We start from the raw sequence: 26,221 nt of genomic DNA, 5'->3' as shown, positions 1-26,221 counted from the left end.
CGCACGAGGGGCGGGCGCGGTCCATGCCCGTGTGGCAATGTGGGAGCTATGCGGATCATCCGTGCCGACACGGTGCTCACCGGGCGTCCCGGAGAGGTCATCGCGGACGGCGAGGTGCTGATCGACGGCTCGCGCATCCTCTCGGTGGGCCCCCGCGGCAGCGCCGGCGAGGCACCGGAGGTGCTCGACCTGCGCGGCCACACCCTCCTGCCCGGCCTGGTCGACGCGCACGTGCACCTGGGGTTCGACGCCCGCGTCGACCGGGTGACCGGGCGCAGCGCCGAGAACGACGGCCGCCTGCTGCTGCGCATGGCCGAGAACGCCCGCAAGCTCGTCTCCGCCGGCGTCACCACCGCCCGCGACCTCGGCGGGCGCTCCTTCCTCGACCTCACCCTGCGCGACGCCGTCGAGGACGGCCTGGCCGTCGGGCCGCACCTGCTCGCCGCGACCCGGCCGATCACCGTCACCGGCGGCCACTGCTGGTACATGGGCGGCGAGGCCGACGACGAGCCGTCCGTGCGCCGGGTGGCCAGGGAGAACCTGCGGGCCGGCGCCGACTGCCTCAAGGTCATGGCCTCGGGCGGCGAGATGTCTCCGGGCTCGGTGCCGAGCTGGCGGGCCCAGTACCCGGCCGCCCTGATCAGGGTCGCCGTGGAGGAGGCGGCGGCGCGCGGCAAGACCGTCGCGGCGCACGCCCATGCCCCCGACTCGATCCGCAACGCGCTGGAGGCCGGGGTCACCACGATCGAGCACTGCACGTTCCACACCACGCAGGGCCCGGCGTACGACACGCGGCTGGCCGAGGCCATCGCCGAGAGCGGCACGTACGTGTGCCCAACCGTCCACGGGCAGTTCTGGAACCTGCGCGCGCTCATCGGCGCCGAGCCCATGGACCGCTGGCTGGGCAACGTGGCCGCCATGCGCGCGGCCGGGATCAAACTCGTCGCGGGGACCGACACCGGGTTCGCCATCGCCGGGCTCGACAAGCGCACCGACGACTACGTGTCGGGGCTGGAGGTCTTCGCCGAGGCCGGGTTCGGCAACGCCGAGATCGTCGAGCTGGCCACCGTACGCGCCGCCGAGGCGTGCGGGGTGGGGGCCGAGACCGGCAGCCTGGAGGCGGGCAAGCGCGCCGACCTCATCGCGGTGCGCGGCAACCCGCTCGACCGCCTGGCCGACCTGCGCGAGCTCGAACTCGTCCTGGTGTCGGGGCGTTCGGTCGGCCAGCGGCACGTGGACACCGTGACGTCGTCGGTCGGCTGAGCCGCCGATGTCCGCCCGGCTCGCCCGCCGCCTGTCCGCCTGAGGGCGCACCGGCGCGCTAGGCTGCCGCGTGTGGAGTTGAAGGAGCAGGTACGCGAGCTGCGCGCCCAGGGCAGGTCCCCGAAGGAGATCGCCCGGGCGCTCAAGGTGTCGCCGTCGGTCGTCGCGCCCCTCGTGCGCGCCATCGCCGCCGAGAACGTGACCACCGGCGAGCCTGAGGTCGTCGGGTGCTGGATGAACGTCGGCTGGAGCGCCGGGCTGGGCGTCGACCCGTCCAAGGGCTGGATCGACGAGGACCCGGAGTCGGGCGCGGGCGGCATGGTGTGCGTGCTGGTCGCCCGGCGTCACACCTGGGACAGGATGACGGTCTGCGGCTACCTCGCCGACGTCTACTGCCTCGGCGTGAAGAACACCATCGGTCCTGACGTGCTCGACGAGCGCGACCTGCGCCGGTTCCGCGAATACTTCTTCGGCGAGTACGCGGCCTACCAGGAAGTGCCGATCGAGCTGGCCCAGCACCTGGTCTTCGGCTCCGTCGACCACGCCCGCACGCTCGGCTTCGAGCCCCACGAGGACTTCGCGCCGGTCAGCGACCTGCTGGGCAAGTGGGAGGGCGGCTCGGCCATCACCTTCGGCCGCGACGGCCGCCCCTTCTACACCCCGGGCCCGCACGACGACCCCGGCAAGGTGCTGCGCATCCTGCGCCGCACCCTCACCGACGACCAGTTCGACTACTTCATCGAAGACCCGTCATCCGCATCGTGATGTTGAGGCGACCGGCGGCCAGCCCCGTGGCGGGGTCGCCGGTGCCCGGGTAGACCTTCGGCACGCCGTGGTAGGCGAACCGGGACGCGCCGCCGAACACGAACAGGTCCCCCGAGGCCAGCTCGACGTCCGTGTACGGCTTCCCGCGCGTCTCGGTGTTGCCGAACCGGAACAGGCACGTGTCGCCGATGCTCAGTGACACCACCGGGGCGTCGGAACGTTCGTCCTTGTCCTGGTGCATGCCCATCTTGGCCTGGCCGTCGTAGAAGTTGACCAGCGCGGTGTCCGGGTCGTACCCGTCGTCCGGGTGGCCGTAGGCGTCGGCGAGTGCGCGGCGGCCGAGGTCGCCCAGCCAGGCGGGGAACTCGGCGACCCGCCGCCCGTTCACGTCGTGGGCCTCGCGCGTGTACCGGTACGGCTGCCAGTGCCAGCCGACGCACACCGTTCGCACCGACATCACGCCGCCCCTGGGCAGGACGGTGTGCCGGATCGGCACCGGGCCGGTGGCCCAGGCACGGCAGGCGCGGACCAGGTCCTGCTGCTCGCCGAGGGTCAGCCAGCCGGGGACGTGCACCGCGCCTGGGGCGATCTCGCGCATGGGGTTGGGGATCACGATGGTTCCCGATATATCAGGTTTCGTCCTATTTTCCACGGTTTGCCGCTCGTGTCGGCTCCGCGCATGCCTTCCAGTGTTCCAGGGCCGGCCAGGGCGACCGCGCGGGCCGTGGCCGCGAAGCCGTACGTGCGGTCCGGGTCCCAGTCCGTGCTGCGCCGCAGGCGTTCGCTCATCCCGGCCCATCCCGCCGGCGCGCCCGCGACCACCCAGGCGTCCGGGGCGCCCGCCGTGAACCGCCTGGCCTGGCGCAACCACGACGCCGCCGTCTCCGGCCAGGCGACCACCGCCAGCACCGTCCCCTCCCAGGCGGCCGCGAACGCCTCGGCCAGGTGCGCGCCGTCCCGCCCGTGCCCGATCACGACGGCCTCCGCCCTCGGGCGCTGGGCACGCAGCAGGGCGAGCACGCCGTCCAGCTCACGCCGGTCTCCGGCCGCCTTCCAGACCGCGTACTCGCTCGGCAGGCACACCGCGCACGGCCGGTATCCCGCCGCCACCGCCGTGGCCGCGTCGGCGAAGAAGACGCGGTGCCGGACGTACCCGCCGCGCGCCACGGCCCGCAGCGCCGACGGGCAGTCGAGCCGTCCGTACAGCCGGGCGCGCCGGTGCCCGCCGAGTGTCCCCGGCACCGGGCTGAGGTAGGCGCGGCCGTCCACGCCGACCAGCTCGTACGCCGCATCGTGTCCGTACGTCATGTCGCATCGTGTCCGTGCGTCATGTCGCGTCGTGGAGGACCAGGCCGAGGGTGTGCCGCAGCCCGGAACGTACGGTGCTGACCCCGTGCCGCACCGGCGAGGCCGACCAGCCGCGCGAGGAGCGCACCGGCCGGTCGCGGGTCGTGAAGATCAGCCCGTGCCCCTGTGGCAACACGGTCACCGTGCCCCGGGACTGGGCCCTGGGCCGCTGCTCCACCAGCAGGAACTCGCCCCCGGTGTAGTCCTTGCCGGGCCGGTCGAGCCCGATCACGACCTGGAGCGGGAACACGAGATCGCCGTACAGGTCGCGGTGGAGGGCGTTCCAGTCGTTCTCGCGGTAGCGCAGCAGGATGGGCGTCGGCTTGGTCTGTCCCGCCGCGTGACACATGTCCAGCCATTCGCCGAAGTCGTCCGGCCACGGCGCGGGCTGTCCCAGCCGGGCCGCCCAGTCGCGGGCGATCGGCAGCAAATGGGGATAGAACGCCGCCCGCAACGCCTCCACCAGCGGCGGGAACGGCTGACGGAAATACCGGTACTGGCCCGAACCGAACCGGTAGCGGGCCATGTCGATCGTGGAACGGAACCGGCCGGGCTCGTCGTACAGCCCGGAGATCTCCGCGCACTCCTGCGGCGAGAGCAACTGCGGCGTCAGCGCGCAGCCGTGGGCGTCGAGCTCCCCGGCCAGCCGCTGCCAGTCGGCCCGCGCCACCTGCGTACCGGTCATGACAACACGCTCCAGAGCTGCGGCTGCAGCGCGCCTTCGAGGGTGAGCAGGTCGCGCTTGCGGTCGAGGCCGCCCGCGTAGCCGGTCAGCGCGCCGGACGCGCCGACCACCCGGTGGCAGGGGACCACGACGAGCAGCGGGTTCGCGCCGATCGCCGCGCCGACCGCGCGGACGCGGTCGCGTGTCGCTCCGGCGCGGGCGGTCAGCTCGCCGTAGCTCGTCGTGCTCCCGTACGGCAGCGCCGCCACCTCCGCCCACACCCGCTGCTGGAACGCCGTCCCGTGAGCGGCGAGCGGCAGGTCGAACGCGGTACGCCCGCCCGCGAAGTACTCCTCGAACTGCCGCGCGGCCGTCCCGAACGCGGCCGGATCCCGGCGTCCGGGCGGCGGCGCGCCGACGTCGAACGACACGCGCGTCAGACGTCCCGTGCCGTCGCCGACGAGGAGAATCTCGCCCAGCGGGCTGTCGATGATGGTGTGGATGTCCATACTCTCTACAACACCGGCGCGTCCGCGGAAGTCAGCGGTTTTCGGACGTCGTGGCAGCATGGGAGAGGACGATCATGGCCGAGTCGCGAGAGCACACCTTCACCGGCACGCGAGGGCTCAACGTCGTCCGCGAATGGCCGCACGACCACCCCCGCTACCTCGCCCTCCTGGTCCACGGGTACGGCGAGCACATCGGCCGCTACGACCATGTCGCCGACCGCCTGGTCCGGCACGGCGCCGCCGTCTACGGCCTCGACCACATGGGCCACGGCAGATCGGCGGGCGAGCGCGTGCTCGTCCAGGACTTCGAGGACGTCGTCACCGACGTGCACGCCGTCGAGGAACGCGCCAGGGCCGACCATCCCGGCGTACCGGTCGTGGTGATCGGCCACTCCATGGGCGGCATGATCGCCGCCCGGTACGCCCAGCGCTACGGCGAGGGCCTGACCGCGCTGGTGTTGTCGGGTCCGGTGATCGGCGAGTGGGAGGTCATCCCCGCGCTGATGGGCCTCGACGAGCTGCCCGACATCCCCATCGACCCGGCCACGCTCTCCCGCGACCCGTCGGTCGGGGCGGCGTACGCGGACGATCCGCTGGTCTGGCACGGGCCGTTCAAACGGGCCACGGTGGAGGCGTTCGCGGCGACGCTGGACGCCATCGCCAAGGGCGGCACGTTCGGGTCGTTGCCCACCTTGTGGGTGCACGGCGACGACGACCGCCTCGTACCGCCGGCCGGGAGCCGGGCCGGGGTGGAGGCGGTCAAGGGAACCGACCTCACCGAACGCATCTACGCCGGAGCCCGGCACGAGGTGTTCAACGAGACCAACAAGGACGAGGTGCTCGACGACGTCCAGGCGTTCGTGGACCGGGCGCTGGGCGTACGCGGCTAGGCGACCGGCAGCCAGAGGTGGCCCGTACCGCGGGTGCGGCTGAGCTCGATCCGCCAGCAGCCGCGCTTGGGGAACACGATCCCCGTGCCCCACTCGTCCCCGGGACGGTGCCACGTCGACCCGTCGTGCTCCTCCGGCCCCCAGTCGAGCCGGGCCGTCGTACCGTCGGGCAGGGAAGCCCTGACCGTGAGCGGCCCCTCCCCGGTCATCCGCCACACAATCTTGACCGGCTTACCGTGCGCAACCGGAAGCCGATCAACAAACACCAGCCCCCACACCTCCGCATCCCCAGAAACTCCCTGCACCTCCGGAAACCCACCACCCTCCCCACGACGCCCACCCCGACAGTCGGGGCCGGTCGGAGGGCCGGAGTCCGTCCGGCCAGTGGGGTCGGCGCCGGCGCTGGGGGCTGCGCTCGGGTCGGTCCCACCCCCGGGTCCCGAGCTCACGCTGATGCCCGGAGGGAGCGCCGGACCCGAGGTCGCCGCCGGGGCGGTGGCACGGTCGTCCACGGCGCGGGAACCGGCGGTGCCCTCACCCGCGGCTCCGGAGCCGGTGGCGCCGTTGCTTGCCGCAGGAGCGCCTGCGTGGTCGCCGTCCGGCCCGCACCCCGCGGCCACCAGCAGCAACGCCGCCACCGGGACGGCCGCCAGCCTCATCGTCACCATCCTCATGCCCCCTCTACCACCCACCCGGCCGAAAGGTTCCCCGCAGCCGTACGGCGCCCACGCCCGCCAGAACCACCGTCACCTTCCGGCACAAGATCCGCAGGTCACGAAAGGCCCCGCTCTCGGAAACGCCCCCCACCAAGCCCGGCAGCACCCCCGCGCCGCCCCTCCCGCCGCCACAAGGAACGGCCCCCCAACCCCGACAGCGCCGATGATTTTCCGCCGTCCCCCCGGTCTCCATCACCGAAGGAGGCGACATGAACGAACGGGCACGGGCATTGACGGCTGGGGTGGCGCTGCTTGAGCGGGCCATCGACTACACCTTGGGCAGCCTGCGCGTGGTCAGCCCGGCCGTGCTCTGCCGCCCCACCCCATGCGCCCGCTGGAACCTCCAGGCGCTGCTCGACCACATGCAGGACTCCTTCGAGGCCCTGAACGAGGCCGCCCTCGGCCACGTCGCCACCACCCGCAGCCCCGTCCCCGTCGGCGGCCCCGCTCCCATCGGTGGCCCCGCCCTGCGCAACTCCGCCCTGCGCAACCCCGCCCTGCTGCTCAGGGACTGCGCCACGGAAGTGCTCGGGTCATGGGCCGGCACGATCCGGACCGAGGTGATCTCCGTGGGGAACGTGCCGATGACCGCGCCCATGGTGGCCGTGGCGGGCGCCATCGAGATCGCCGTGCACGGCTGGGACATCGCGCGCGCCTGCGGAGAACGCCGTCCGATCCCGCCCGCGCTGGCCGAGGAGCTGCTGGACCTGGCCCACCTCTTCGTCACCGACCAGGACCGCCCGGTCCGCTTCGCCGCCCGGCGACGGCCTCCCGCACTCGGGAGCGCGCAGGACCACCTCCTCGCCTACCTCGGCCGCGACCCCAAGTGACGGGGTGACCGGGCCCCCAATCGGCGGCGGCACCCCGTACGATCAAAGAGGGACACGGGGCCCGGCATTCATCCGGCCGGTCGCGGGCCAGGAGCCTCGACCAGGTCGGCCAACGTGGTGGCGACGACCGTTCTTCGTGCGGCCGTCGCCATCACCCCGAACTCCCGCCCCGCACCCGCGCCCCGAACTCCCACCGCGAACTCCCACCGCGCACCCCCGTCCCGCCCCGCGCCCGCGCCCACCCGGCCGCGCGAGGCGGTCAGCTGTCTTCGGCGGTGGCCTGGAGCACCTCCAGCACCTGTTCCCCGTATTTGGCGAGCTTGTTCTCCCCGACCCCGTTGACCCGGCTCAGCTCCGCCAGCGAGGACGGCGACAGCGTGGCGATCTCGCGCAGCGTGGCGTCGTGGAAGATGACGTAGGCGGGCACGCCCTGCTCCTTGGCGACGGCGCCCCGCCAGGCGCGCAGCCGTTCGAACGCCGCCGCCGCCTCGGCGGGCAGCTCGGCGACCGGCTGGCCCTTGGCCCCGGAAGCCCCGGACGCGCCGGACGACCTGGACGCCCGCGACGCCGGACGGACCGGGTCGCGGCGCAGCGGCACCTCCCGCTGCCCGCGCAGCACGTCGGCGCTGGCGTCGGTGAGCACCAGCGTGCCGTGGTCGGACTCCACCGCGAGCAGCCCCTGCGCCAGCAGTTGCCGCACCACGCCGTGCCACTCGGCGTTGCCGAGGTCGGTGCCCACGCCGAACACGGTCAGCGAGTCGTGGCCGTGCTGGAGCACCTTGGCGGTCGTCTTGCCGAGCAGGATGTCGACCACCTGCCCGACGCCGAACTTCTGGCCGCGCTCCCGCTTCAGCCGGAGCACGGTGGACAACACCTTCTGGGCGGCGATCGTGCCGTCCCAGGACTCGGGCGGGGTCTGGCAGGTGTCGCAGTTGCCGCAGGGCTCGGCGCCCTTCTGGCCGAAGTAGTCGAGCAGCATGACCCGGCGGCAGCCGACGGTCTCGCACAGCGCCAGCATGGCGTCGAGGTGGAGCACCTGGCGGCGGCGGTGGGCCTCGTCGCCCTCCAGGGCCATGCGCCGGTGCTGGACGACGTCCTGGAGGCCGTAGGCCATCCAGGCGGTCGCGGGCTGGCCGTCGCGCCCGGCCCGGCCGGTCTCCTGGTAGTAGCCCTCGACCGACTTGGGCAGGTCGAGGTGGGCGACGAAGCGCACGTCGGGCTTGTCGATGCCCATGCCGAACGCGATCGTGGCCACCACGATCAACCCGTCCTCGCGCAGGAAGCGGGCCTGGTGGGCGGCACGGGTACGGGCGTCGAGCCCCGCGTGGTACGGCACCGCCGCGATGCCGTTGTCGGCCAGATAGGCCGCGATCTTCTCCACGGACGAGCGCGACAGGCAGTAGACGATGCCGGAGTCGCCCTGGTGCTCGGTGCGCAGGAAGTCGAGAAGTTGCCGCTTGGGGTCGCTCTTGGCGGTGATGCGGTAGTGGATGTTGGGCCGGTCGAAGCCGGCCACGAAATGGCGGGCCTGGTCGAGCCCGAGCCGGCTGGAGATCTCGGCGTGGGTGGCCGGGGTGGCGGTGGCGGTCAGCGCGATGCGCGGCACCTGCGGCCAGCGCTCGCTCAGCTCCGACAGCGCGAGGTAGTCGGGCCGGAAGTCGTGGCCCCACTGGGAGACGCAGTGGGCCTCGTCGATGGCGAACATCGAGATCTCGCCCTTGGTCAGCAGGCGCGTCGTGGCCTCGACGCGCAGCCGCTCGGGCGCGAGGTAGAGCAGGTCGAGCTCGCCGGCCAGGAACTCGGCCTCCACGAGCTGGCGCTCGTCGAAGTCTTGTGTGGAGTTGAGGAAACCGGCCCGCACGCCGAGCGCGCGCAGCGCGTCGACCTGGTCCTGCATGAGCGCGATCAGCGGCGAGACGACGACCCCCACGCCGGGGCGCACCAGGGCCGGGATCTGGTAGCACAGGGACTTGCCGCCGCCGGTGGGCATCAGCACCAGCGCGTCGCCGCCGTCCACGACGTGGTCGATGATCTCCTGCTGACCCGGCCTGAACGAGTCGTAACCGAAGACGCGGTGCAGAACCTCGGTGGGGGTATCCATGCGGCTACCTTACGTGGTCGTCGGCCGACGTTCCGTCAGTTCCGCCGACGGCGGACCGGGGGCCTCAGGTCGGCTCGGCGGGCAGCGCGTCGCCCTGCTCCCGCGCCCGTCCGTAACGATCGTAGGCCACCAGCGAGAGCGCTCCGAGCACGCAGGCCGCCGCCACCGAGGCCATCACCGCCGGGTACCCGGCGACCTGCGCCACCGCCGCTGACAGCAGCGGGGCCACCACCTTGGCCATCGTGACGGGCAGGGTGAGCGTGCCGTTCAGCGTCGCGTACGCGGCCGTGCCGTACCGGTCGGCGAGCAGGGCGGGACGGGCGATCGTGGCCACCCCGAACCCCAGCCCGAACAGCACCACCCCCGCGACGGCCCCGCCCGGCTGTCTCCCGCCAGCGGCAGCGGCAGCGCCGCCACCCCCTGGACGGCGAACATCGCCGCCGTGATCAGCGCCACCGGCCACCGGCTCTGCAGCCCCGTCGTGACCAGCCGTCCGGTCACCGACAGCACCCCGAGCAGCCAGAACGGCCGCTCGCGCAGCGCCGCGCCGACGATCTCGCGCCGCTCGGCGGGCGGCGACGGCGAGCCCCGCCCCCGTACGGCCGGCGCGTGCAGCGGCACGGACGTCAGCGTGTACCCGGCGGCCAGGACGACCAGCGCGTGACGCCACCCGTACCGGTCCACGAGAAGCCCGGTCAGCGGCAGGAAGACGGTGGAGGCGAACCCGGCCACCACGGTCACGGCCGGCAGCGCGCGCCCGCCGTGCCGGTCCAGCAGGCGTCCGACGGCGGGCGCGACCAGGGCGGAGACCAGCACCGACAGTGTGATCGCGCCGGTGAGCTGGGCCACCCAGGCCCGCAGGTCCCGGGCCATCGGCGGGATGAACACGGAGAAGGCGTAGTAGAGCACGCCGTAACCGGCCGTCTGCGTGATCGCGAGCGCGCCGGCCACGCGGGCCGGCGACCCCGGACCTGGTACGGCGATCACGCCTGGTTCGTGCCCGTTCATCACCTGGGAACACGGTGATGCAGGTCACCCCGGGCGCAGTAGCGTCGGAGGCATGAGTCTTTCCTACGTGGTGACCGGCGGCGGGCGTGGCATCGGGAAGGCCGTGGTCCAGCGGCTCCTGGGCGAGAAGGACACGGTCGTCGTCATCGACCGTGACGGCGGCTCGCTGTCCTGGACGGGCCCCAGGGTCGTCCCTGTGGTCGGCGACGCGGCCGACGAGGAGCTGGTCTCCTGGGCCGCCGACCGGGCCCAGGAGGCCGGCACGCTGGCGGGCTGGGTCAACAACGCGGCGATCTTCCGTGACGCCTCCGTGCACGACGCCCCGACCGCCGAGGTACGTGAGCTGATCGGGGCAAACCTGGACCTCGCGCTGGTGGGCTGCGCGGTCGCCGTCCGCCGTTTTCTCGCGTCGGGCACGCCCGGCGCGATCGTCAACGTCACCTCGCACCAGGCCACCAGGGCGGTCCCCGGCAGCCTGCCCTACGCCACGGCGAAGGCCGCGATCGAGGGGTTGACCAGGTCGCTGGCCGTCGAGTACGGCCGGTACGGCATCAGGGTCAACGCCGTCGCGCCCGGCTCGGTGGCCACGGAACGCTACGAGGACTTCCTGGCCTCCAGGAGCGCCGACGAGGTGGTGGGCGTCGAGCGCGAGATGGCCAGGCTGCACCCCCTGGGACGGGTCGCCGCCCCGGAGGAGGTGGCCTCGGTGGTGGCGCATCTGCTCTCGTCGGACGCATCGTTCGTCAACGGGGCCACGATCCCCGTGGACGGCGGCCGGAGCGTGCTCGGAATGGATCCGGAAGCCAGGGAATGAAAACCATTGCCACCCGGTTGAGGGGGGCATGAAGAAGAACCAGCACCCCTCGTACCGTCCGGTCGTCTTCCGCGACCCGAGCGCCGGCTTCGCCCTTCTCACCCGCTCGACCCTGACGAGCGACAGGACCGTCGAGTGGGAGGACGGCAGGACCTACCCGGTCGTGGACGTCGACGTGTCGTCGGCCAGCCACCCGTTCTACACCGGCCGCAGCCGCGTCCTCGACACCGAGGGCCGCGTCGAGCGCTTCAACCAGCGCTACGGCAGGAAATAGTCGTACAAGACTTGACCCGCCCCCGCCCGTTCCTTGCCTTTCCGGCCGGAGCGGCCGGGGGCGTCGGCATGTTGAGGAGCATCCGAGGAGCCGCGGAAGCCGGGCGGGCATGCTGAGGCTACTCGTGGGTACAAGGCTCTCACCGGCGTGGGAGCAATGGTGATCGCTATGGGTCTCTCTGGAAGGGAACGCCGCATCCTCGCTGAGATCGAGCAGGGCCTCGAACGGGACGACCCCGAACTGGCCCGGCGCGTGGCGGCGATCAACAAGATCGAGTCCGACGGGATCGACTACCCTCGGGCCTACAGTGACCGGCTGCGGGTGTGGGCGCTGACCCACGTCTGGATCATCTTCGCGGTCGCGGGCGTGGTGATCGTGCTGCTCCTGCTGGCCGTGCTCACCACATGACGTCCCCGCGCGGTGCTCACCGCGTGACGGCCTAGCGCGGTCCGTCGCGGTCGCGGCGGTGCCTGAGCACCGCCAGGTCCACGGCCGCCACCGCGGCCACGGCGGCGCCGATGGCGGCCTCCCAGACCCACACCTGCTCTCCCGTGGCCATCGCGCGGGTCACGAAGAAGATCGTCGCCACCACGGCGACGATCAGGGCGATCCACGACAGGATCCGCCTCGCGCGCAGCGGGCTGCGCGCGGTCACCGGTTCGGTGCCCTCGCGGTTACGCAGCCACATGCCGGTCTCCTCTCAGGCCAGGCACCGCAGGGCGGCGGCGACCCGCGGGTCGAGCCCGTCGGTCGGCAGCCGTCCCACGGTGGCCTCCACGAAGTCCGGGTACGACAGCGACGTGCTGCCCCCGTCGACGCTCACCCAGATCTGCTCGGCCGTCTGCTCGACCTGGGCCCTCGAATCCTGCTCGGCCAGTACGAACCGTCCGACGGCCACTCGCCAGAACGTCCTGTAGTCGATCTCCTCCGCCCGCACCGGCGCGCCGACGTCGTCGGCGTGGGTGGCGTACTCGGAGTCGTAGTGGAAGGTCTGCAGGCCCACCGGGTACGCGCCCGCCATGGTGTCGATCGGGGCGTCCGGCCCGAGGGCGCGCATACGCTCGCGGGTCTCGCCGTTCTTGGTGCGCCACTCCTGGAGCACCTCCTCGACGGGCAGGCCGCGACGCTCCCGTACGGACCACTCGTTGAAGTCGTTGAACCCGGTCACCCCCTCGGCGGCCACATGGGTGAGCAGCTCCTGCACGGTCCCGTCGAGGCAGGCGTGGTTGTAGGCCTCCTCACCGGCCAGGTGGGCGAGCACGTCGCGCACCGACCACCCCGCGCAGCGGGAGGGACGCGCCCACCCCGCCTCGTCCAGCCCGTCGAAGAACCGGTCGAGGCGGGCCGCCTCGGTGTCGAAGATGTCGAACGGGTCGAAGTCCCGGAGCAGCTCCTCAGCCATACATCGCACGTACCCCCTAGGCTCCGACTTTCACGGCGAGGGATCCCAGATCCGACCTGGCCCGGTCGTACTCCGCCCGGCAGGAGGGGGCGCGTTCGGCCGGAACCCAGCCGCCCTTGGCGATGCGGGCGTACTTGGCCGGGTCGGCGCCGTACAGAAGGCAGGCGAACGTGGCGGACGCGGCGGTCCCGGACAGGTGGTCCGCGTCGGTGTGCGCGGCCAGCAGGTGGCGGGCCTCGGCGGCGGCCACGACGTGACGGCTGTCGCGCGCGGTCAGCGTCAGCGCGGCGAACCGGTCGGCCTGCTCGTCGTCGCCCGGCAGGCCGTTGAGGGCGGCCAGGGCGTGGCCGAGCTGGTGGTGGTAGAGCGCGGCCAGGGCGCCGTCGACGCGGGCGGCGGTGGTACGGCTGTCGGCCTCCTCGGTCTCGGAGATGCCCGTGATCGTACGGTTGATCTTGGTGACCAGCGAGTAGCAGATCGTGATCCGCCGTTTGCCGTCGTTCCAGGTGGCGCGGGGGGAGTCGCAGCCCCGTGCCACGACCTCGACCCCGTCGAGGCGGGTCCGCAGCACGCCGCTGTCCTTCAGCAGCTTCCTGGCGTGCTGGTCGCGGGCCGTGCCGGCGGGCTCGTACCGCACCGAGGGCGCCGTCCCCAATGTGCTCGTCAGGCTCAGGACGAGGGCGATCAGGGGGTTCGGCATGTGGGGGCTCCTGTCGATCGACACGCGCTTGCAAATGGGACTGTCCATGCGGCGATCAACTGATCGATAAACCTGCGTAAAGGTAAAGGAGCCGGGGAATGGCGAAGGCCCGGCCCCCCACCAGGGGGACCGGGCCTCCGAAATGATCAATCAGTGTCGATCTTTATTGATCAACGGTGCCAGGAGCGGTAGACCTTGACGTAGTCCTGACGGCTCTCGGAGCCGTTGAGCTCGTCGTTGCCCTCGTAGACGGCCTTGAACGTGCCGCTCTTCCAGGCGCGGGTCTTGGTGGAGAACTTGCCGCCCCACTTGGTCTTGGTGGAGGCGACCCACTTCCAGCCGCTGGAGCCGTTGGCGCGGTAGTAGACGTTGACCTTCTCGCCGCGCAGGCCCTCCCAGCCTTCGTCGTCGACCTGAAGGCGACCGGAGAAGTAGATCGAGCGGCCCTGGCGGACCTTGTACGGGTCGGCCGTGAAGCGCGAGACGCGGGTGTCCGCCTTGCCCTTCTGGACCTCGACGCTGAAGAACGCCGAGTCGGTGGCGACCTGCTTGTTGTCCTTGTCGAAGGCCACGGCGGTGGCCTTCCACTTGCCGGCGAAGTCGTTCTCGTTGAACGGAACGGCGAAGCGCCAGCCTTCAAGGTCCTTGACGTCCTTGGCGCGGAAGGTGCGGAACTCGCCCTGCGGGGCGACGCTCAGGGTGACCTTCTCGACGTCGGAGCTGGCGCCGATGTCGAAGTACGCGGTGGTCTCGCTGCCGGCCTTGACCACGACGGGGTTGGGCGTGATGTCGCGGATCTTGAGCTCGGTCGCGTGCTTGGTCGCGGTGGCGGAGGCGGCGCCCGCGCCGGAGACCAACATGGCCCCGCCCACGAAGGCGGTGATGATTCCTACTGCGATCTTTCTCATGAGGGTGCTGATTCCTCTCCCCGTATCGACTCGAAGCCGGCACCGGGGCGCGCCGGCTTCCTCTACTACTTTGAGCCACGGATTGGGAGAAAGGTTCGCTAAAGTTACAGAAAATATTTGATCACGGTCTTAACCAGGTGTTATGCGAAAAAATCAATCGCCCCACACGTGACCAACTACAGTCTGGCCCATGACGGACGTCTACACGCTCGGTGAGCCACTCGGAGTTGTCTCCAGCGGCCGGGTGCGCCACGAGAACGAGGCCAGACTCGACGTCTGCGGCCCCGAGCTCACCCTGGTCGTCGCCCTGTCCAGGCTCGGGCACCGATGCGCGTACGCCGGCCGGGTCGGGGACGACGAGCTGGGCGCCAGGGCGCTGACCGTGCTCAAGGGCGAGGGCGTGGACGTCGGGGACGTACGCGTGGTCGAGGGGGCGCGTACCGGGATGTTGCTCAGGGAGGTGCGCGTCGGCCGTGAGCCGGTGACGGCCCAGTACCGCACCCGCTCGGCCGGGTCGCGGCTGACGCCGGGCAACGTGCCGGTCGACCGGGTGGCCGCGGCGAAGATGTTGTACGTGACCGGCGTCACGGCGGCCCTGGGCCCGGACGCGCTCGACGCCGTCCACACCGCCGTCGGCGCGGCCAGGACGGCCGGGATCATGATCTCCTTCTCGGTGGACTACGTGCCCGAGTTGTGGCCGTCGGTCCGCGAGGCCGAAGAGGTGCTCGGCGAGCTGGCCTGCGAGGCCCACCTGCTCTTCCTCGCCCAGGACGAGCTCGACCTGGTCAAGCCCGCGCTCACCCCCGAGCGCGAGGTCGTGGTCAATCGGGGGGTGAAGGGCGCCAGCGTACGCGCCGACCGCATGCGTTACGACGTGACCGCCCCTCAGGTGCCCGTCGTGGACATGGCGGGCTCGGGCGAGGCGTTCGCGGCCGGTTACATCAGCGCCGCGCTCGACGGGCTGACCCCGCAGGAGCGGTTGCACCGGGGCGCGCTGCTGAGCGCGGCGGCGATGACGAGCGTGAGCGACTGGCAGGGTTTGCCGACGAGGACGGAGCTGTGACGCAGAACTCTGCAACCGTTTGACGTGATTGCGCAAACATTTGACTGGCGATTGTCGTGAGGCAGCCCTTACTTTTCCCGGTGGGCGCGGGAAAACGGTGCTGAAGGCCGTACTCGGGCGGGGTTGGAGTGCCAGGTGGGGCTACGTAAGTGATCGCAAACACTTGCGCTGAAGGTCGTATAGTTTGCGCATGACGCGACGACTCGCAGAGGTGGCGAAGAAGGTCGGGGTGAGCGAGGCGACGGTCAGTCGCGTGCTCAACGGCAAGCCGGGTGTCTCCGACGCCACGCGAGAGGCCGTGCTGACCGCGCTCGACGTGCTCGGCTACGAACGTCCCACCCAGTTGCGCGGCGACCGCGCCCGCCTGGTCGGCCTGGTGCTCCCCGAGTTGCAGAACCCGATCTTCCCCGCCTTCGCGGAGGTCGTCGGCGGCGCCCTGGCCCAGCAGGGCTTCACCTCCGTGTTGTGCACCAGGACCGTCGGCGGCGTCTCCGAGGCCGACTACGTCGATCTGCTGCTCCAGCAGCAGGTCAGCGGCGTGGTCTTCGCCGGCGGCCTCTACGCCCAGGCCGACGCCTCGCATGACCACTACGAGCTGCTGCACGAGCGCAAGCTGCCGACCGTCCTGGTCAACGCCGCCGTCGAGCGGCTGGACTTCCCGCAGGTCTCCTGCGACGACGTGGTGGCCGCCGAGATGGCCCTGTCCCACCTGCGCGCCCTCGGTCACGAACGCGTCGGCATGGTGCTCGGCCCGAAGGACCACATGCCCTCCAGGCGCAAGCTGGAGACGTTCCAGGCCGGTGGGGGCGACCCGGGGCTCGTCGAGCACACGATGTTCTCGCTCGAAGGCGGCCACGCCGCCGCGGCCCGGCTGGTCAAGCAGGGGGTGACCGGCGTGATCTGCGCCAGCGACCTGCTCGCGCTCGGCACGGTCAGGGCGGCCAGGCGGGCGGGCCTGACCGTGCCGGGCGACGTCTCGGTCATCGGATTCGACGACTCGGCGCTGATGAACTGCACCGATCCGCCGCTGACCACCGTCCGCCAGCCGATCGACGCGATGGGCCGGGCCGCGGTCGACCTGCTGGTGGCCCAGATCGACAAGGCGGTCGTGCCCGCCGACGAGCTGCTGTTCGAGCCGGAGCTGGTGGTCAGGGCCTCGACGGCACGGGCCCGCGACTGACGGGTCCGCCTCCCTCGTACGCCCGCGCGCCGCCGACTGCGTCCCGTAAATTGGGAAAAATGTGGATCGAACGGGCCAGAGAGCTCTATGAGTGCGCCATCTACGCCGGCGATGACACGGTGCCGTCCACGGCCGACCGCGAGCTGGACGCGGTGGAGGCCGAGCTGTCCCTGGCCAGAGGCCGGATCCTGCACCTGCGGTTCCTGACGGGCGAGGAGGCGGACCCGCGCGAGCTGCCGCTGTTCGAACGGGCCACCCGGCTGTTCAGGGAGCTCGGCGACCGGCGCGGAGAGGGCGAGTCGTCGTTCTGGGAGGGCTGTTACCACCAGCTCGTGAACGGCGACCTCGACACCGCTCTGCCCCTCTTCGAACGTGCGGCGGAACTGGCCGCGCAGGCGGGGGACCAGGCCACGCTCGCGGAGGTGCTCAGGCACCAGGGCATCGCGGCCCACCGGACCGGCCGGCTCGACGAGGCACGCGAGAAGCTGACGGAGTCGTCCCGGCTGCGGCGGGAGTTCGGGCTTCCGGCCGGGGTCGCCTCCAACCAGGTCGGGCTGATCCGTATCGCCACCGCCCAGGGGCGCCACGACGAGGCACGGGCGCTCGCCGACGAGGCCCGAGCCCTGGCCGACTCCTGCGGCGCCACCCGTATCGCCGCCCATGTCGAGGAGGCCCGCGCCACCATCCCCACCTGATCGGGCCCGCCGCACCTCACGCGCACAGGCAGCGGACGACCTCGCGGACCAGCGCGCGGACCGCCGCGCGGCGGTCGTCGCGGCGCCACACGATGGCCAGGCTGCTCGGCGGCAGCCCGGTCACCGGCCGCGTCACCACGTCCTCGCGCCGGTAGAGCTCGGCGTTCCCGGCCGAGACCAGCACGACGGCCCGCCCGGACGCGACCACCTCGAACGCCTCCTCCGCCGTCTCGGCCTCGGCCCCCACCACCGCAGGCCCGGTGCGCTGCCCGGCGGCCAGCCAGAAGTCCCGCATCGGCCCGGCCGTGGGCGGCAGCGCGACGAACGGCTCGGCGGCCAGCTCGTCCATCCCGACCTCCGCCCGCCCGGCCAGCCGGTGCCCGGCCGGCAGCGCCACCCACCGCTCCTCGGTGCTCACCACCGTCCAGTCGTACGCGCCGTCGTCCGGTACGGGCAGCCAGGCGACGGCCACGTCCACCTGCCCGTCGCCCAGCCCGACCGTCGGGTCACCCCAGGCGACCTGGCGGAAGCGCAGGTCCCACCCCGGCAGCGCCTCCGCGATGGACGGCACCAGCCCCCGCCCGATCCGCGTCTGGAACCCCACGGTCAGCGTGCGCTCCTCGCGCGCCGAGGCCACCGCCCGCCGCGCGCCCTCCCACTGCTCGATGATCTGCCGGGCCAGCGGCAGCAGAGCGGCCCCCGCCGGGGTCAGCGCCACGGTCCGCCGGTCACGGTCGAACAGCTTGGCCCGCATGGACAGCTCAAGCTGCCTGATCTGCCTGCTCAGCGAGGGCTGGGAGATGAACAGCCGCTCGGTGGCCGCCCGCGAGGTCCCCGCCGCACGATGGAGCTCTACCGAGAATGGAGTCCGGAATGAGTGAGTTCGCAGGCAAGACCGCGCTGGTCACAGGGGCTTCGCGTGGCATCGGCCGGGCCGTGGCCCGCCGTCTGGCCGCCGGCGGCGCCCGCGTGATCGTCCATTACGCCAGCAACGACGACCTGGCCAAGGAGACGGTCGCCGAGATCGAGAACGCCGGCGGGCAGGCGTACGCGGTCAAGGCCGCGTTCGAGGACGGCGTGGACGCCCTGTTCGACGGCCTGCGGGACGACCGGCTGGACATCGTGGTGAACAACGCGGCCATCCTGGGCGGGGTGCTGAACTCGGTCACGCCCGAGCAGTTCGACCGGGTGTTCGCGGTGAACGTACGGGCGCCGTACTTCATCATCGAGCGCGCGCTGCCGCTGCTGAACGACGGCGGCCGGATCATCAACGTGTCCTCGGCGGTCGTCCGCATCGCGCTGCCCGACGTCGTCTACTCGATGACCAAGGGCGCGCTCGACACGCTCGGCTTCACCCTGGCCCCGATCCTCGGCCCGCGCGGCATCACCGTGAACACCGTCTCCCCGGGCGTCACCGAGACCGACATGAACGCCTGGCTGCGCGAGGACCACGACGGCGCGGCCGAGCGGAGCGTCACCGAGGTCACCGCGCTCGGCCGCATCGGCCGGCCGGACGACATCGCCGGCGCCGTGGCGCTGCTGGCCCGCCCTGAGGCCGGCTGGATCACCGGCCACGTGCTCGACGCCACCGGCGGCTACTTCCTCGGCCCGGCGGGCGGCGTGGTCCCCGTCTGAGAGTCGACCCGGAAACAGGGGAGGGCGGTCAGCGGGTGCGGCCGCTGGGGTCGCGCAGCCACACGTCGAGGGCGGCGCGGGCCTCGGGCCGCTCCTCGGGGAAGCGCAGCGTCCTGACCAGCGTCCACAACACCCCCTGAAGGGCGCGCGCCTCGGTGAACACCGCCAGACCCGGATCGCCGGGGTCGGCGCCGTAGGCGCGCACGGCCGCGCGCCCGTCGAGGCGTACGGTCCGCAGCAGGCAGGCCAGGTCCCAGCCCACGGGCGCGGACATGGTCTCCTCGAAGTCGTTCCACAACCATCCGCCGGGGGTGGCCAGCAGGTTGCCCGGATGGGCGTCGCCGTGCACGGCCTGCCCGCCGTCCGGCAGCCGGGCCGCCAGTCCGGCGCGGGCCTCGGCCAGCCGGGCCAGCACGTCCGGCTCCAACTCGCCCGCGAGCAGTCCGAGCAGGTGCTCGGGCTCGTCGAGAACGGGCCCGAGCCGCGGCAACACGCCCGGGTAACCACGCAACGCCTCGTGCAGGTCGCGCAGCGCCCGCCCGAACACCTCGGGCGTGACAGCCCGCGCCCCGTCGTGCTCGACGTACCGCCAGTAGGACACCGGCGTCCCGCCGCGCTCGTGCACCCGCGCGGGCAGCAGGTCGCTCGGCGGCACGACCGGCACCCCCCGCCCGTGCAGGTACGACACGACCGCCAGCTCCCGCCGCATCGCCTCGGCGGGCCGGAGCCGGGCGAGGGCGGTGACCGTGGGCACCCGCGCCACGACCGGAGCCGGCCGCAGGTGGATCCGGAGGTTGTAGGAGTCGGTCAGCACCACGGGCTCGCGCACCGCGACGCCGTGCTCCTCGGCCACCGCGACGGCGGCGGCGACGGCCTCGTCCGCGGGGATCGCGCGCGGGGGCCCGGCGGGGTCAGGCCGACTCACGGACCACCAGCTCCGTGGGCAGGATCACCGGCTCCCGCGAGCCGCCCTCGAACAGGCCGAGCAGCAGCCGGACCATGGCCGCCGCCTGCTCGGCGATCGGGTGCCTCAGCGTGGTCAGCGGCGGCTCGGTGTACTTGGCCGCCTCGATGTCGTCGAACCCCACCACCGCCACGTCGTCGGGCACCCGCCGCCCCGCCTGGCGCAGCGCCTGGAGCGCGCCGACCGCCATCAGGTCGTTGGCCACGAACACCGCGTCGAGCGCGGGGTCGTCGCCGAGAAGCTGGCGCATCGCGACCGCGCCCGACTCCCGCGTGAAGTCACCCACGGCCACGATCGAACGGCGGTCGGAGTCGCGCAGCACGTTGCGGTAGCCGGTCAGACGGTCCTGGCCGGCGATCATGTCCTGCGGGCCGGCGATCGTGGCGATCCTGCGCCGCCCCGACCCGACCAGGTGACGTACGCCGGCCTCGGCCCCGCCCACGTTGTCGTTGTCGACGTACGGGATGTCGACCGGCACCGCCGGACGCCCGTACGAGACCACGGGGACGCGCAGGCGTGACAGCGCGGTCGGCAGCGGGTCGGCGCCGTGCATCGAGATCAGCATGACGCCGTCGACGTGGCCGCCCGAGATGTACCGCTCCACCCGCGCGTGGCTCTTGGGCGAGGAGGCCAGCATCAGCACGACCTGCTTGTTCACCGCCTCCAGCTCGTAGCTGGCCGACCTGATCGCCGTGGAGAACATCGGGTCCTCGGAGAAGACCCGGGTGCCCGGCTCGCTGACGACCAGGGCGATCGAGTCGGTGCGCTGGGTGACGAGGCTGCGCGCCGCCGAGTTGGGCACGTAGCCCAGCTCGTCGATCGCGCGCTGCACGGCGTCGCGGATGTGCGGCGCGACGGTCGTCTGGTTGTTGACGACCCTGGAGGCGGTCGCGCGCGAGACGCCCGCGCGGGCGGCGACCGCCTCCAGCGTCGGGCGTCTCATGACTGCACCAAGAGGGAGAGCACGGAAAAAATCTACAGGCCGTTCCTGCTGATCACGTCCCGGTACCACAGGGCGCTGTCCTTGGGCACCCGGGTCTGCGTCGCGTAGTCCACGTGCACGATGCCGAACCTGCGCCGGTAGCCCTCCGCCCACTCGAAGTTGTCGAGCAACGACCAGACCAGGTAGCCGCGCAGGTCGGCGCCCGCCTCGACGGCCCGGTGCACCTCGCGCAGATGCCCGTCCAGGTACGCCACCCGCCGCTCGTCGTGCACCCGCCCGTCCTCGACCAGGTCGTCGAAGGCCGCGCCGTTCTCGGTGACCATGAGCCCGACCTGCGGATAGTCCTTCGAAAGCCGCACGAGCAGCCGGGACAGGCCGTCGGGCACGATCGGCCAGCCCATCGCGGTGACCGGCGCGTCCGCCGTCGCGAAGCGCACCCCCTCCGAGCCCGGCCAGGCGGCGTCGGCCGGCAGCCCGGGGCCGGACTCGACCACGCACGGGTTGTAGTAGTTGACCCCGACCAGGTCGATCGGCGCGTTGATCAGCTCCAGGTCGCCGTCCTGGATGTGCTCGGTACCGCCGTTGCGCGCCGCAGCCGCCAGGACCTCCTCCGGGTACCTGCCGTACAGCGCGGGGTCGAGGAACTGCCTGGTCAGCAGGGCATGGATGCGTTCGGCGGCGGCGGCGTCCGCCTCGCCGGCGACCGCCGAGGGGTCGTTGACCTGGGCCGGTGTGAGCACCGGCGCGGAGTTGACCACGAGCATGATGCTGCGCGCCCCGGCCGCCCGCAGCCCGCGCGCCGCCAGGCCGTGGCCGAGCAGCAGGTGGTGGGCCGAGCGCATGGCCGCGCCGGGATCGCGGCGGCCCGGCGCGTGCACGCCGTTGCCGTAGCCGAGGAAGGCCGACACCCAGGGCTCGTTGAGCGTGGCCCAGTCGCCGACCCGGTCACCGAGCCGGTCGTGCACGGCCTGGGCGTAATCGGCGAAGCGGTAGGCCGTGTCGCGGTCCGTCCAGCCGCCGCGGTCTTCGAGGGCTTGGGGGAGGTCCCAGTGATAGAGCGTGGCATACGGCGAAATTTCGGCGGCTAGTAGTTCATCTACGAGCTTGTCGTAGAAGGCCAGGCCGCGGGCGTTGATCGGTCCCGTACCGTCCGGCTGGACGCGCGGCCAGGCCACCGAGAACCGGTAGGCGCCGAGCCGCAGCTCGCGCATCAGCCCGACGTCGTCCTTGTAGCGGTGGTAGTGGTCGCAGGCCACGTCACCGGTGTCGCCGCCGGCCACGTTCCCGGGGGTGTGGGAGAAGGTGTCCCAGATCGACGGGCCGCGCCCGTCCTCCTTGACCGCCCCCTCGATCTGGTACGAGGCCGTGGCGGCTCCCCAGACGAATTCCTCGGGAAACATCATCCCTTAACAGCTCCTTGCATGATTCCACCGATGATTTGCCTGCCGAACAGGACGAAGACCGCCACGAGCGGTAGCACGCCGACCGCCGTGCCCGCCAGGCCCAGTACGTAGTCGTTGACGTACCCGCTGGCCAACGTGGACAGGGCCACCTGGACGGTCGGGTTGTCCGGGTTCAGCACGACCAGCGGCCAGAAGTAGTCGTTCCAGGCCGACATGAACGTCAGCATGCCGAGCACGGCCGCCGCCGGCCGCGCGGCGGGCAGCACGACGTGCCAGAACAGCCCCCACGTCGTGCACCCGTCCACCCGCCCGGCCTCCAGCAGCTCGTCCGGCAGCGCCCGCGTCAGGTACTGGGTCATGAAGAACACGCCGAACGCGTTGACCAGCGCCGGCACGATGAGCGCGTAGTCCGTGCCGGTCCACTCCAGCTTCACCATGAGCAGGTAGAGCGGGATGATGCCGAGCTGGGCCGGGACCATCATGGTCGCCACGGTGACCACCAGCATGGCGTTCCTGCCCCGGAACCTCAGCTTGGCGAAGGCGAACCCGGCCAGCGTCGAGAAGAACATCACCGCGACCGCGATCGAGCCCGCCACGATGACCGAGTTCAGCAGCGCCAGCCCGAAGGGCACGGTGTCGAACACGCGGGAGACGTTGGCGACGAAGTTCCCGCCGGGCAGCAGCGGCGGCGGGACCTCGGCCAGCGCCGAGTTGTGCCGCGAGGCCACCACGACGCTGTAGTAGAGCGGGAAGGCGGAGAAGAAGGCGACCGCGATCAGGGTCAGGTAGCGCAGCCTCACAACGTGCCGCCCTTCACCCGCCGGCTGATCAGGAAGTTGACCCCGGCGGCGACGACCACGACCAGGAACATCAGCCAGGACGCCGCCGAGGCGTACCCGAAGTCGAACTTGGTGAAGCCCTGCTCGTAGACGAACAGCGCCAGCGTCTGGAACTGCCGGTCGGGGCCGCCGCTGGCGACGCCGCCGCCCGCGCCGCTGCTCTGGCCGAACAGCAGGGGCTCGGCGATGATCTGCATCGCGCCGATCGTGGAGACGATGACGACGAAGATGATCGTCGGCCGGATCATCGGGATGGTGATCCGGCGCAGCTGGGTGAGGTTGCTCGCGCCGTCGAGGGTGGCGGCCTCGTACAGGTCGCGCGGTACGGCCTGCATGGCGGCCAGGAAGATGAGCGCGTTGTAGCCGGTCCAGCGCCACATGATCATCACGGAGAGCGCGACGTGCGAGGTCGCGGTGCCGGCAGCCCAGTCGATGTTCCCGATGCCGAACCACGACAGCACCCAGTTGATCAGCCCGAAGTCGCGGCCGAAGAGCTGGCTGAAGATCACCACCACGGCCACCACGCTGGTGACGTTCGGCAGCAGCATCGAGACGCGCAGCAGGGTCTGGAAACGCAGCCGCCGGTTCAGCAGGTGGGCCAGCCAGATGGCCAGCAGGAGCTGCGGCACGGTGGACAGCACGCCGATGGACAGCGTGTTGAACGTGGCGTTCCAGAAGTACCCGTCGGCCAGCAGCGTGCGGAAGTTCTTCGCGCCGACGAACGTGTGCTCCTCCGACAGCAGGGTCCAGTCGTGCAGGCTGACCCAGGCCGTGTAGATGAGCGGGAACAGCCCGAAGGCGCAGAACAGCAGGAAGAAGGGGGCGACGTAGGCGTACGGCGACACCCTCACGTCGAGGGTGTGCCGCACACTACGCCGCCGGCGCCGGGCCGGCACCGACAGCGGGAGCGTACTCATTTGATCTTCTGGACGTCCTGGAGAACCTGTGCCCATGCCTGGTCGGGCGTCTGCTTGCCCTGCTCGACCCGGCCGAGCCCGTCACCGATCACGACCCGTACGTCGGCCTCCTTGGGGCCGAGGTGCTGCGGCTTGAGCGCCTTGGCCGCCTCGGAGTAGATCTTGCCGATCGGGGCGTCGCCGAAGAACGGCTTGGTGAAGTTCTGGATCGAGGGGTCGTCGTACAGCGACGGGATCGACGGGAACGTGCCCTCCTCCTTGAAGACCTTGGCCTGGTTCTCCTTGGAGGTCAGGAAGTCGATCAGCTCGGCCGCCTCCTTCGGGTGCTTGCTCTGCTTGGGCACCATCAGGTGCGAGCCGCCGCTGTTGCCCGAACCGCCCGGTACGGTCGCGATGTCCCACTTGCCGGAGGCGTCCTTGGCCTGCTCCTGGATGAACCCGGTCATCCAGGCCGGGCAGATGATCGTGGCGAACGAGCCCTTGGCGAAGCCGGTGTTCCACGGCGGGGAGAAGGCGGCCAGCTTGGCGGTCAGGCCCTCCTGCGTGAGCTGGTTGGACAGGTCCCACGCCTTCTTCACGTCGGGGTTGGAGGCCACGATGATGGCGTCCTGGGCGTCGTACAGGCCGGTGGGGGCCTGGTTGACCATGGCCCGGAAGATCTCGCCGGGGGAGTCGACGAACTTGGCCCCGGCGACGTCCGCGGCGGTGAACTTCTTGCCGGTCTCGATGTACTGCTCCCAGGTCGGCCAGAGCGCGGCGACCTCGGTCCGGTCGTCCGGCAGCCCGGCCTTCTTGAACAGGTCCTTGCGGTAGCACATGGCCAGGCCGCCGACGTCGGTGCCGAGGCCCAGCACCTGCTGGCCGTCCTTGCTCAGGCCCTGCTGCCACTTCCAGTCGAGGTAGTCGCCCTGGCGCTTGTCGAGCCCGTACTGCTTGAGGTCGACGAACTTGCCGGCCTGCGAGGTGAACGTGCTGATGTAGCCCACCTCGACCGCCTCGACGTCGGCCGCGCCGGCGTTCGTGGCCAGGCGCTTGACCAGGTTGTTGTGGTGGTCGTTGAACTGGGTGACGGCCTCGGCGATCTCGATGTTCGGGTGGGTCTTCTTGTATTCCTCGTAGAGCGGTTTGAAGCCGAAGTCGCCGAAGAGGCCGATGGTCAGCTTGATCTTCTCGCCGGGCTTGGCGCTCGCCTCCGTGGTCGGGCTTCCGCCGCCGCCGCAGGCCGTCGCCAGCGCGAGCAGGGACGCGGTGAGCACGGGCAGGGCGAGCCGCCGGATACGAGGGGTCATGGAAACCCTCCTGGGTAGAACGGGGGGATGTGAGAGAGCGCTCTCTCGTCAGATTCGCGGCCCTCGCATGGCTCTGTCAACGGAGGTTAAGTAACGATCGGCGTTATGCGAGAGAGCGCGTTCAGGACCGGCGGCGGTGCGCTACGGTGGGGTCGGCCGGGCGTGGGCGGGCGTGGCCGGTCAGCGGCTGAGCACGCGGCCGACCATGCGGGCGTACATGCGGCCGGGGCTCGGGGCCTCGGCGAGGAAGCCGGGCAACATCGGCAGCCCGACGGCGAAGGGGGCGAGCCGCTCGTACAGTTCGTTGGCGTCGGCGGGCCGGTTCTCGGGCTGCTTCTCCAGCAGCTCGGCCAGCAGCGCGCCCAGCTTGACGGGAAGGCCGGGAATCGCCGGCGGGCGCTCCTTGACCTGCTGCTCGAAGACCACGTAGTCGGTCGGCCCGGTGAAGAGCTGCCGCCCGGTCAGCATCTCGTGCAGGACGCAGCCGAGCGAGTACAGGTCGCTGCGCGGCTCGGCCACACCGTGCTGGATCTGCTCGGGAGCCATGTACGCCGGAGTGCCCAGGATCTGGCCGATCCTCGTGAACGTGGTGACGTCGGCGTCCCTGAGCAGCGCGAGCCCGAAGTCGAGCACCTTGACGCTGCCGTCGGGACAGAGCATGAGGTTGGTCGGCTTGAGGTCGCGGTGGCAGATCGCCAGGGCGTGGGCCGCCGACAACACCGCGCACGCCTGCGCCGCGATGGCCGCCGCCCAGGGCACCGGCAGCGGGCCGTGCTCGCTGACCACGTCGGCCACGGTGACGCCCTCGATGAACTGCATCACCTGGTAGAGCCGCTGCTCGTGGGTGCCGAAGTCGTAGAGCACGGGCGCTCCCGGGTGCTCCAGCCTGGCCAGGATGCGCGCCTCCCGGATGAACCGGCGCTCCAGCTCGTGATCGGGCCCGCTCGGCAGCCTGAGCAGCTTCACCGCGACCCTGCGGTCGAGGTGGCGGTCGTGGCCCGCGTAGACCGCTCCCATGCCGCCCTGACCGAGAGGGAGGTCGTCGAGCTCATAGCGGTCGCCGATGACCATTCGCCCCTCCCCGCAGCCTTTTCGGGAAAAA

At 71.6% G+C, this 26,221-nt stretch carries 31 protein-coding genes; 11 read left to right on the top strand and 20 right to left on the bottom strand.

The window, feature by feature from the left end:
• The first annotated feature begins 48 nt into the window (after positions 1–48).
• Positions 49–1,263, top strand: coding sequence for an amidohydrolase family protein (locus IEZ27_RS22510; RefSeq protein WP_189649005.1), 1,215 nt, complete (start codon positions 49–51; stop codon positions 1,261–1,263).
• Between the two features lie 72 nt (positions 1,264–1,335).
• Complete coding sequence (locus IEZ27_RS22505; protein WP_229824226.1) at positions 1,336–2,028, top strand: helix-turn-helix domain-containing protein; 693 nt, start codon at positions 1,336–1,338, stop codon at positions 2,026–2,028.
• Here the strand turns inward: IEZ27_RS22505 and IEZ27_RS22500 are convergent.
• The 4 genes from IEZ27_RS22500 to IEZ27_RS22480 are packed head-to-tail and all read right to left on the bottom strand — an operon-like array spanning position 2,000 to position 4,548.
• Entirely contained in the window at positions 2,000–2,644 is a 645-nt protein-coding gene (locus IEZ27_RS22500) for an alpha-ketoglutarate-dependent dioxygenase AlkB family protein (protein WP_446686166.1), read from the bottom strand. The genes IEZ27_RS22505 and IEZ27_RS22500 overlap by 29 nt on opposite strands.
• Positions 2,638–3,336 (bottom strand): Ada metal-binding domain-containing protein, encoded by a 699-nt coding sequence (locus IEZ27_RS54075; RefSeq protein WP_229824225.1) that lies wholly within the window; start codon positions 3,334–3,336, stop codon positions 2,638–2,640. Before IEZ27_RS54075 ends, IEZ27_RS22500 begins: the two co-directional genes overlap by 7 nt.
• Before the next feature lie 19 nt (positions 3,337–3,355).
• Positions 3,356–4,060 carry a 2OG-Fe(II) oxygenase gene (locus IEZ27_RS22485; protein WP_189649004.1) on the bottom strand — a complete coding sequence of 235 codons (705 nt, stop codon included), beginning with the start codon at positions 4,058–4,060 and terminating at the stop codon, positions 3,356–3,358.
• Entirely contained in the window at positions 4,057–4,548 is a 492-nt protein-coding gene (locus IEZ27_RS22480) for a methylated-DNA--[protein]-cysteine S-methyltransferase (protein ID WP_189649003.1), read from the bottom strand. Before IEZ27_RS22480 ends, IEZ27_RS22485 begins: the two co-directional genes overlap by 4 nt.
• Before the next feature lie 74 nt (positions 4,549–4,622).
• Here IEZ27_RS22480 and IEZ27_RS22475 point away from each other — a divergent pair, with 74 nt between their 5' ends.
• A complete protein-coding gene (locus IEZ27_RS22475; protein WP_189649002.1) occupies positions 4,623–5,438 on the top strand; it encodes an alpha/beta hydrolase in 816 nt (271 codons plus the stop codon).
• On the opposite strand, the gene IEZ27_RS22470 is transcribed toward IEZ27_RS22475, so the two are convergent.
• On the bottom strand, positions 5,435–5,647 hold the full coding sequence (locus tag IEZ27_RS22470; protein ID WP_125631850.1) for a hypothetical protein: 213 nt from the start codon (positions 5,645–5,647) through the stop codon (positions 5,435–5,437). The genes IEZ27_RS22475 and IEZ27_RS22470 overlap by 4 nt on opposite strands.
• A gap of 716 nt (positions 5,648–6,363) precedes the next feature.
• Here IEZ27_RS22470 and IEZ27_RS22465 point away from each other — a divergent pair.
• The gene (locus IEZ27_RS22465; protein ID WP_189649001.1) at positions 6,364–6,984 is read left to right on the top strand and encodes a TIGR03086 family metal-binding protein; all 621 of its coding nucleotides are present in this window, start codon (positions 6,364–6,366) and stop codon (positions 6,982–6,984) included.
• 259 nt (positions 6,985–7,243) lie between these two features.
• Here the strand turns inward: IEZ27_RS22465 and recQ are convergent, their stop codons facing one another.
• From recQ to IEZ27_RS22455, 3 genes are all read right to left on the bottom strand, one after another.
• A complete protein-coding gene (gene recQ, locus IEZ27_RS22460; RefSeq protein WP_189649000.1) occupies positions 7,244–9,085 on the bottom strand; it encodes a DNA helicase RecQ in 1,842 nt (613 codons plus the stop codon).
• Between the two features lie 64 nt (positions 9,086–9,149).
• Entirely contained in the window at positions 9,150–9,419 is a 270-nt protein-coding gene (locus tag IEZ27_RS54070; RefSeq protein WP_229824224.1) for a hypothetical protein, read from the bottom strand.
• The gene (locus IEZ27_RS22455) at positions 9,353–10,096 is read right to left on the bottom strand and encodes an MFS transporter (RefSeq protein ID WP_229824223.1); all 744 of its coding nucleotides are present in this window, start codon (positions 10,094–10,096) and stop codon (positions 9,353–9,355) included. Before IEZ27_RS22455 ends, IEZ27_RS54070 begins: the two co-directional genes overlap by 67 nt.
• Before the next feature lie 49 nt (positions 10,097–10,145).
• On the opposite strand from IEZ27_RS22455, the gene IEZ27_RS22450 reads away from it, so the two are divergent.
• From IEZ27_RS22450 to IEZ27_RS22440, 3 genes are all read left to right on the top strand, one after another.
• Positions 10,146–10,907, top strand: coding sequence for an SDR family NAD(P)-dependent oxidoreductase (locus IEZ27_RS22450; protein ID WP_189648999.1), 762 nt, complete (start codon positions 10,146–10,148; stop codon positions 10,905–10,907).
• A 28-nt stretch (positions 10,908–10,935) separates the two neighbouring features.
• Complete coding sequence (locus tag IEZ27_RS22445) at positions 10,936–11,181, top strand: type B 50S ribosomal protein L31 (protein WP_125631842.1); 246 nt, start codon at positions 10,936–10,938, stop codon at positions 11,179–11,181.
• A 168-nt stretch (positions 11,182–11,349) separates the two neighbouring features.
• Positions 11,350–11,589 (top strand): DUF3040 domain-containing protein, encoded by a 240-nt coding sequence (locus tag IEZ27_RS22440; protein ID WP_125631840.1) that lies wholly within the window; start codon positions 11,350–11,352, stop codon positions 11,587–11,589.
• Between the two features lie 31 nt (positions 11,590–11,620).
• Here IEZ27_RS22440 and IEZ27_RS22435 read toward each other — a convergent pair whose 3' ends face one another.
• From IEZ27_RS22435 to IEZ27_RS22420, 4 genes are all read right to left on the bottom strand, one after another.
• Positions 11,621–11,869: a DUF6343 family protein gene (locus IEZ27_RS22435; RefSeq protein WP_189648998.1), complete on the bottom strand. Its 249-nt coding sequence runs from the start codon at positions 11,867–11,869 to the stop codon at positions 11,621–11,623.
• A gap of 12 nt (positions 11,870–11,881) precedes the next feature.
• The gene (locus IEZ27_RS22430; protein ID WP_189648997.1) at positions 11,882–12,583 is read right to left on the bottom strand and encodes a maleylpyruvate isomerase family mycothiol-dependent enzyme; all 702 of its coding nucleotides are present in this window, start codon (positions 12,581–12,583) and stop codon (positions 11,882–11,884) included.
• A gap of 16 nt (positions 12,584–12,599) precedes the next feature.
• Positions 12,600–13,283: a DUF4344 domain-containing metallopeptidase gene (locus IEZ27_RS22425; RefSeq protein WP_189648996.1), complete on the bottom strand. Its 684-nt coding sequence runs from the start codon at positions 13,281–13,283 to the stop codon at positions 12,600–12,602.
• Positions 13,284–13,453: 170 nt separating this feature from the next.
• Positions 13,454–14,191, bottom strand: a complete 738-nt coding sequence (locus tag IEZ27_RS22420; protein WP_125631833.1) for a hypothetical protein — start codon at positions 14,189–14,191, stop codon at positions 13,454–13,456.
• 190 nt (positions 14,192–14,381) lie between these two features.
• Between IEZ27_RS22420 and IEZ27_RS22415 the strand changes: the two genes are divergently transcribed.
• From IEZ27_RS22415 to IEZ27_RS22405, 3 genes are all read left to right on the top strand, one after another.
• Complete coding sequence (locus IEZ27_RS22415; RefSeq protein WP_189648995.1) at positions 14,382–15,254, top strand: sugar kinase; 873 nt, start codon at positions 14,382–14,384, stop codon at positions 15,252–15,254.
• Between the two features lie 190 nt (positions 15,255–15,444).
• A complete protein-coding gene (locus tag IEZ27_RS22410; protein WP_125631829.1) occupies positions 15,445–16,434 on the top strand; it encodes a LacI family DNA-binding transcriptional regulator in 990 nt (329 codons plus the stop codon).
• Between the two features lie 59 nt (positions 16,435–16,493).
• Positions 16,494–17,129 (top strand): tetratricopeptide repeat protein, encoded by a 636-nt coding sequence (locus IEZ27_RS22405; protein WP_189648994.1) that lies wholly within the window; start codon positions 16,494–16,496, stop codon positions 17,127–17,129.
• A gap of 16 nt (positions 17,130–17,145) precedes the next feature.
• Here IEZ27_RS22405 and IEZ27_RS22400 read toward each other — a convergent pair whose 3' ends face one another.
• The gene (locus IEZ27_RS22400) at positions 17,146–18,018 is read right to left on the bottom strand and encodes a LysR family transcriptional regulator (protein ID WP_268246076.1); all 873 of its coding nucleotides are present in this window, start codon (positions 18,016–18,018) and stop codon (positions 17,146–17,148) included.
• Here IEZ27_RS22400 and IEZ27_RS22395 point away from each other — a divergent pair.
• The gene (locus IEZ27_RS22395; protein ID WP_189648993.1) at positions 18,003–18,764 is read left to right on the top strand and encodes an SDR family oxidoreductase; all 762 of its coding nucleotides are present in this window, start codon (positions 18,003–18,005) and stop codon (positions 18,762–18,764) included. The two genes, IEZ27_RS22400 and IEZ27_RS22395, sit on opposite strands and share 16 nt — an antisense overlap.
• A gap of 28 nt (positions 18,765–18,792) precedes the next feature.
• Here IEZ27_RS22395 and IEZ27_RS22390 read toward each other — a convergent pair whose 3' ends face one another.
• From IEZ27_RS22390 to IEZ27_RS22360, 7 genes are all read right to left on the bottom strand, one after another.
• Positions 18,793–19,689, bottom strand: coding sequence for an aminoglycoside phosphotransferase family protein (locus IEZ27_RS22390; protein ID WP_189648992.1), 897 nt, complete (start codon positions 19,687–19,689; stop codon positions 18,793–18,795).
• Positions 19,676–20,671, bottom strand: a complete 996-nt coding sequence (locus tag IEZ27_RS22385) for a LacI family DNA-binding transcriptional regulator (protein WP_125631821.1) — start codon at positions 20,669–20,671, stop codon at positions 19,676–19,678. The genes IEZ27_RS22390 and IEZ27_RS22385 overlap by 14 nt, the downstream gene beginning before the upstream one ends.
• A gap of 32 nt (positions 20,672–20,703) precedes the next feature.
• Positions 20,704–22,074 carry a GH1 family beta-glucosidase gene (locus IEZ27_RS22380; protein WP_189648991.1) on the bottom strand — a complete coding sequence of 457 codons (1,371 nt, stop codon included), beginning with the start codon at positions 22,072–22,074 and terminating at the stop codon, positions 20,704–20,706.
• Positions 22,071–22,874: a carbohydrate ABC transporter permease gene (locus IEZ27_RS22375; protein WP_125631817.1), complete on the bottom strand. Its 804-nt coding sequence runs from the start codon at positions 22,872–22,874 to the stop codon at positions 22,071–22,073. Before IEZ27_RS22375 ends, IEZ27_RS22380 begins: the two co-directional genes overlap by 4 nt.
• Positions 22,871–23,830: a carbohydrate ABC transporter permease gene (locus IEZ27_RS22370; RefSeq protein ID WP_189648990.1), complete on the bottom strand. Its 960-nt coding sequence runs from the start codon at positions 23,828–23,830 to the stop codon at positions 22,871–22,873. Before IEZ27_RS22370 ends, IEZ27_RS22375 begins: the two co-directional genes overlap by 4 nt.
• Positions 23,827–25,119 (bottom strand): ABC transporter substrate-binding protein, encoded by a 1,293-nt coding sequence (locus IEZ27_RS22365; protein ID WP_189648989.1) that lies wholly within the window; start codon positions 25,117–25,119, stop codon positions 23,827–23,829. Before IEZ27_RS22365 ends, IEZ27_RS22370 begins: the two co-directional genes overlap by 4 nt.
• Before the next feature lie 180 nt (positions 25,120–25,299).
• Positions 25,300–26,190 carry a serine/threonine-protein kinase gene (locus tag IEZ27_RS22360; RefSeq protein ID WP_189648988.1) on the bottom strand — a complete coding sequence of 297 codons (891 nt, stop codon included), beginning with the start codon at positions 26,188–26,190 and terminating at the stop codon, positions 25,300–25,302.
• Positions 26,191–26,221 lie beyond the last annotated feature (31 nt).

Source organism: Nonomuraea spiralis, from assembly GCF_014648435.1.
Lineage (GTDB): Bacteria > Actinomycetota > Actinomycetes > Streptosporangiales > Streptosporangiaceae > Nonomuraea > Nonomuraea spiralis.
The sequence above is the reverse complement of the archived record's forward strand: the minus strand, read 5'-3'. Positions and strand labels throughout refer to the sequence as shown.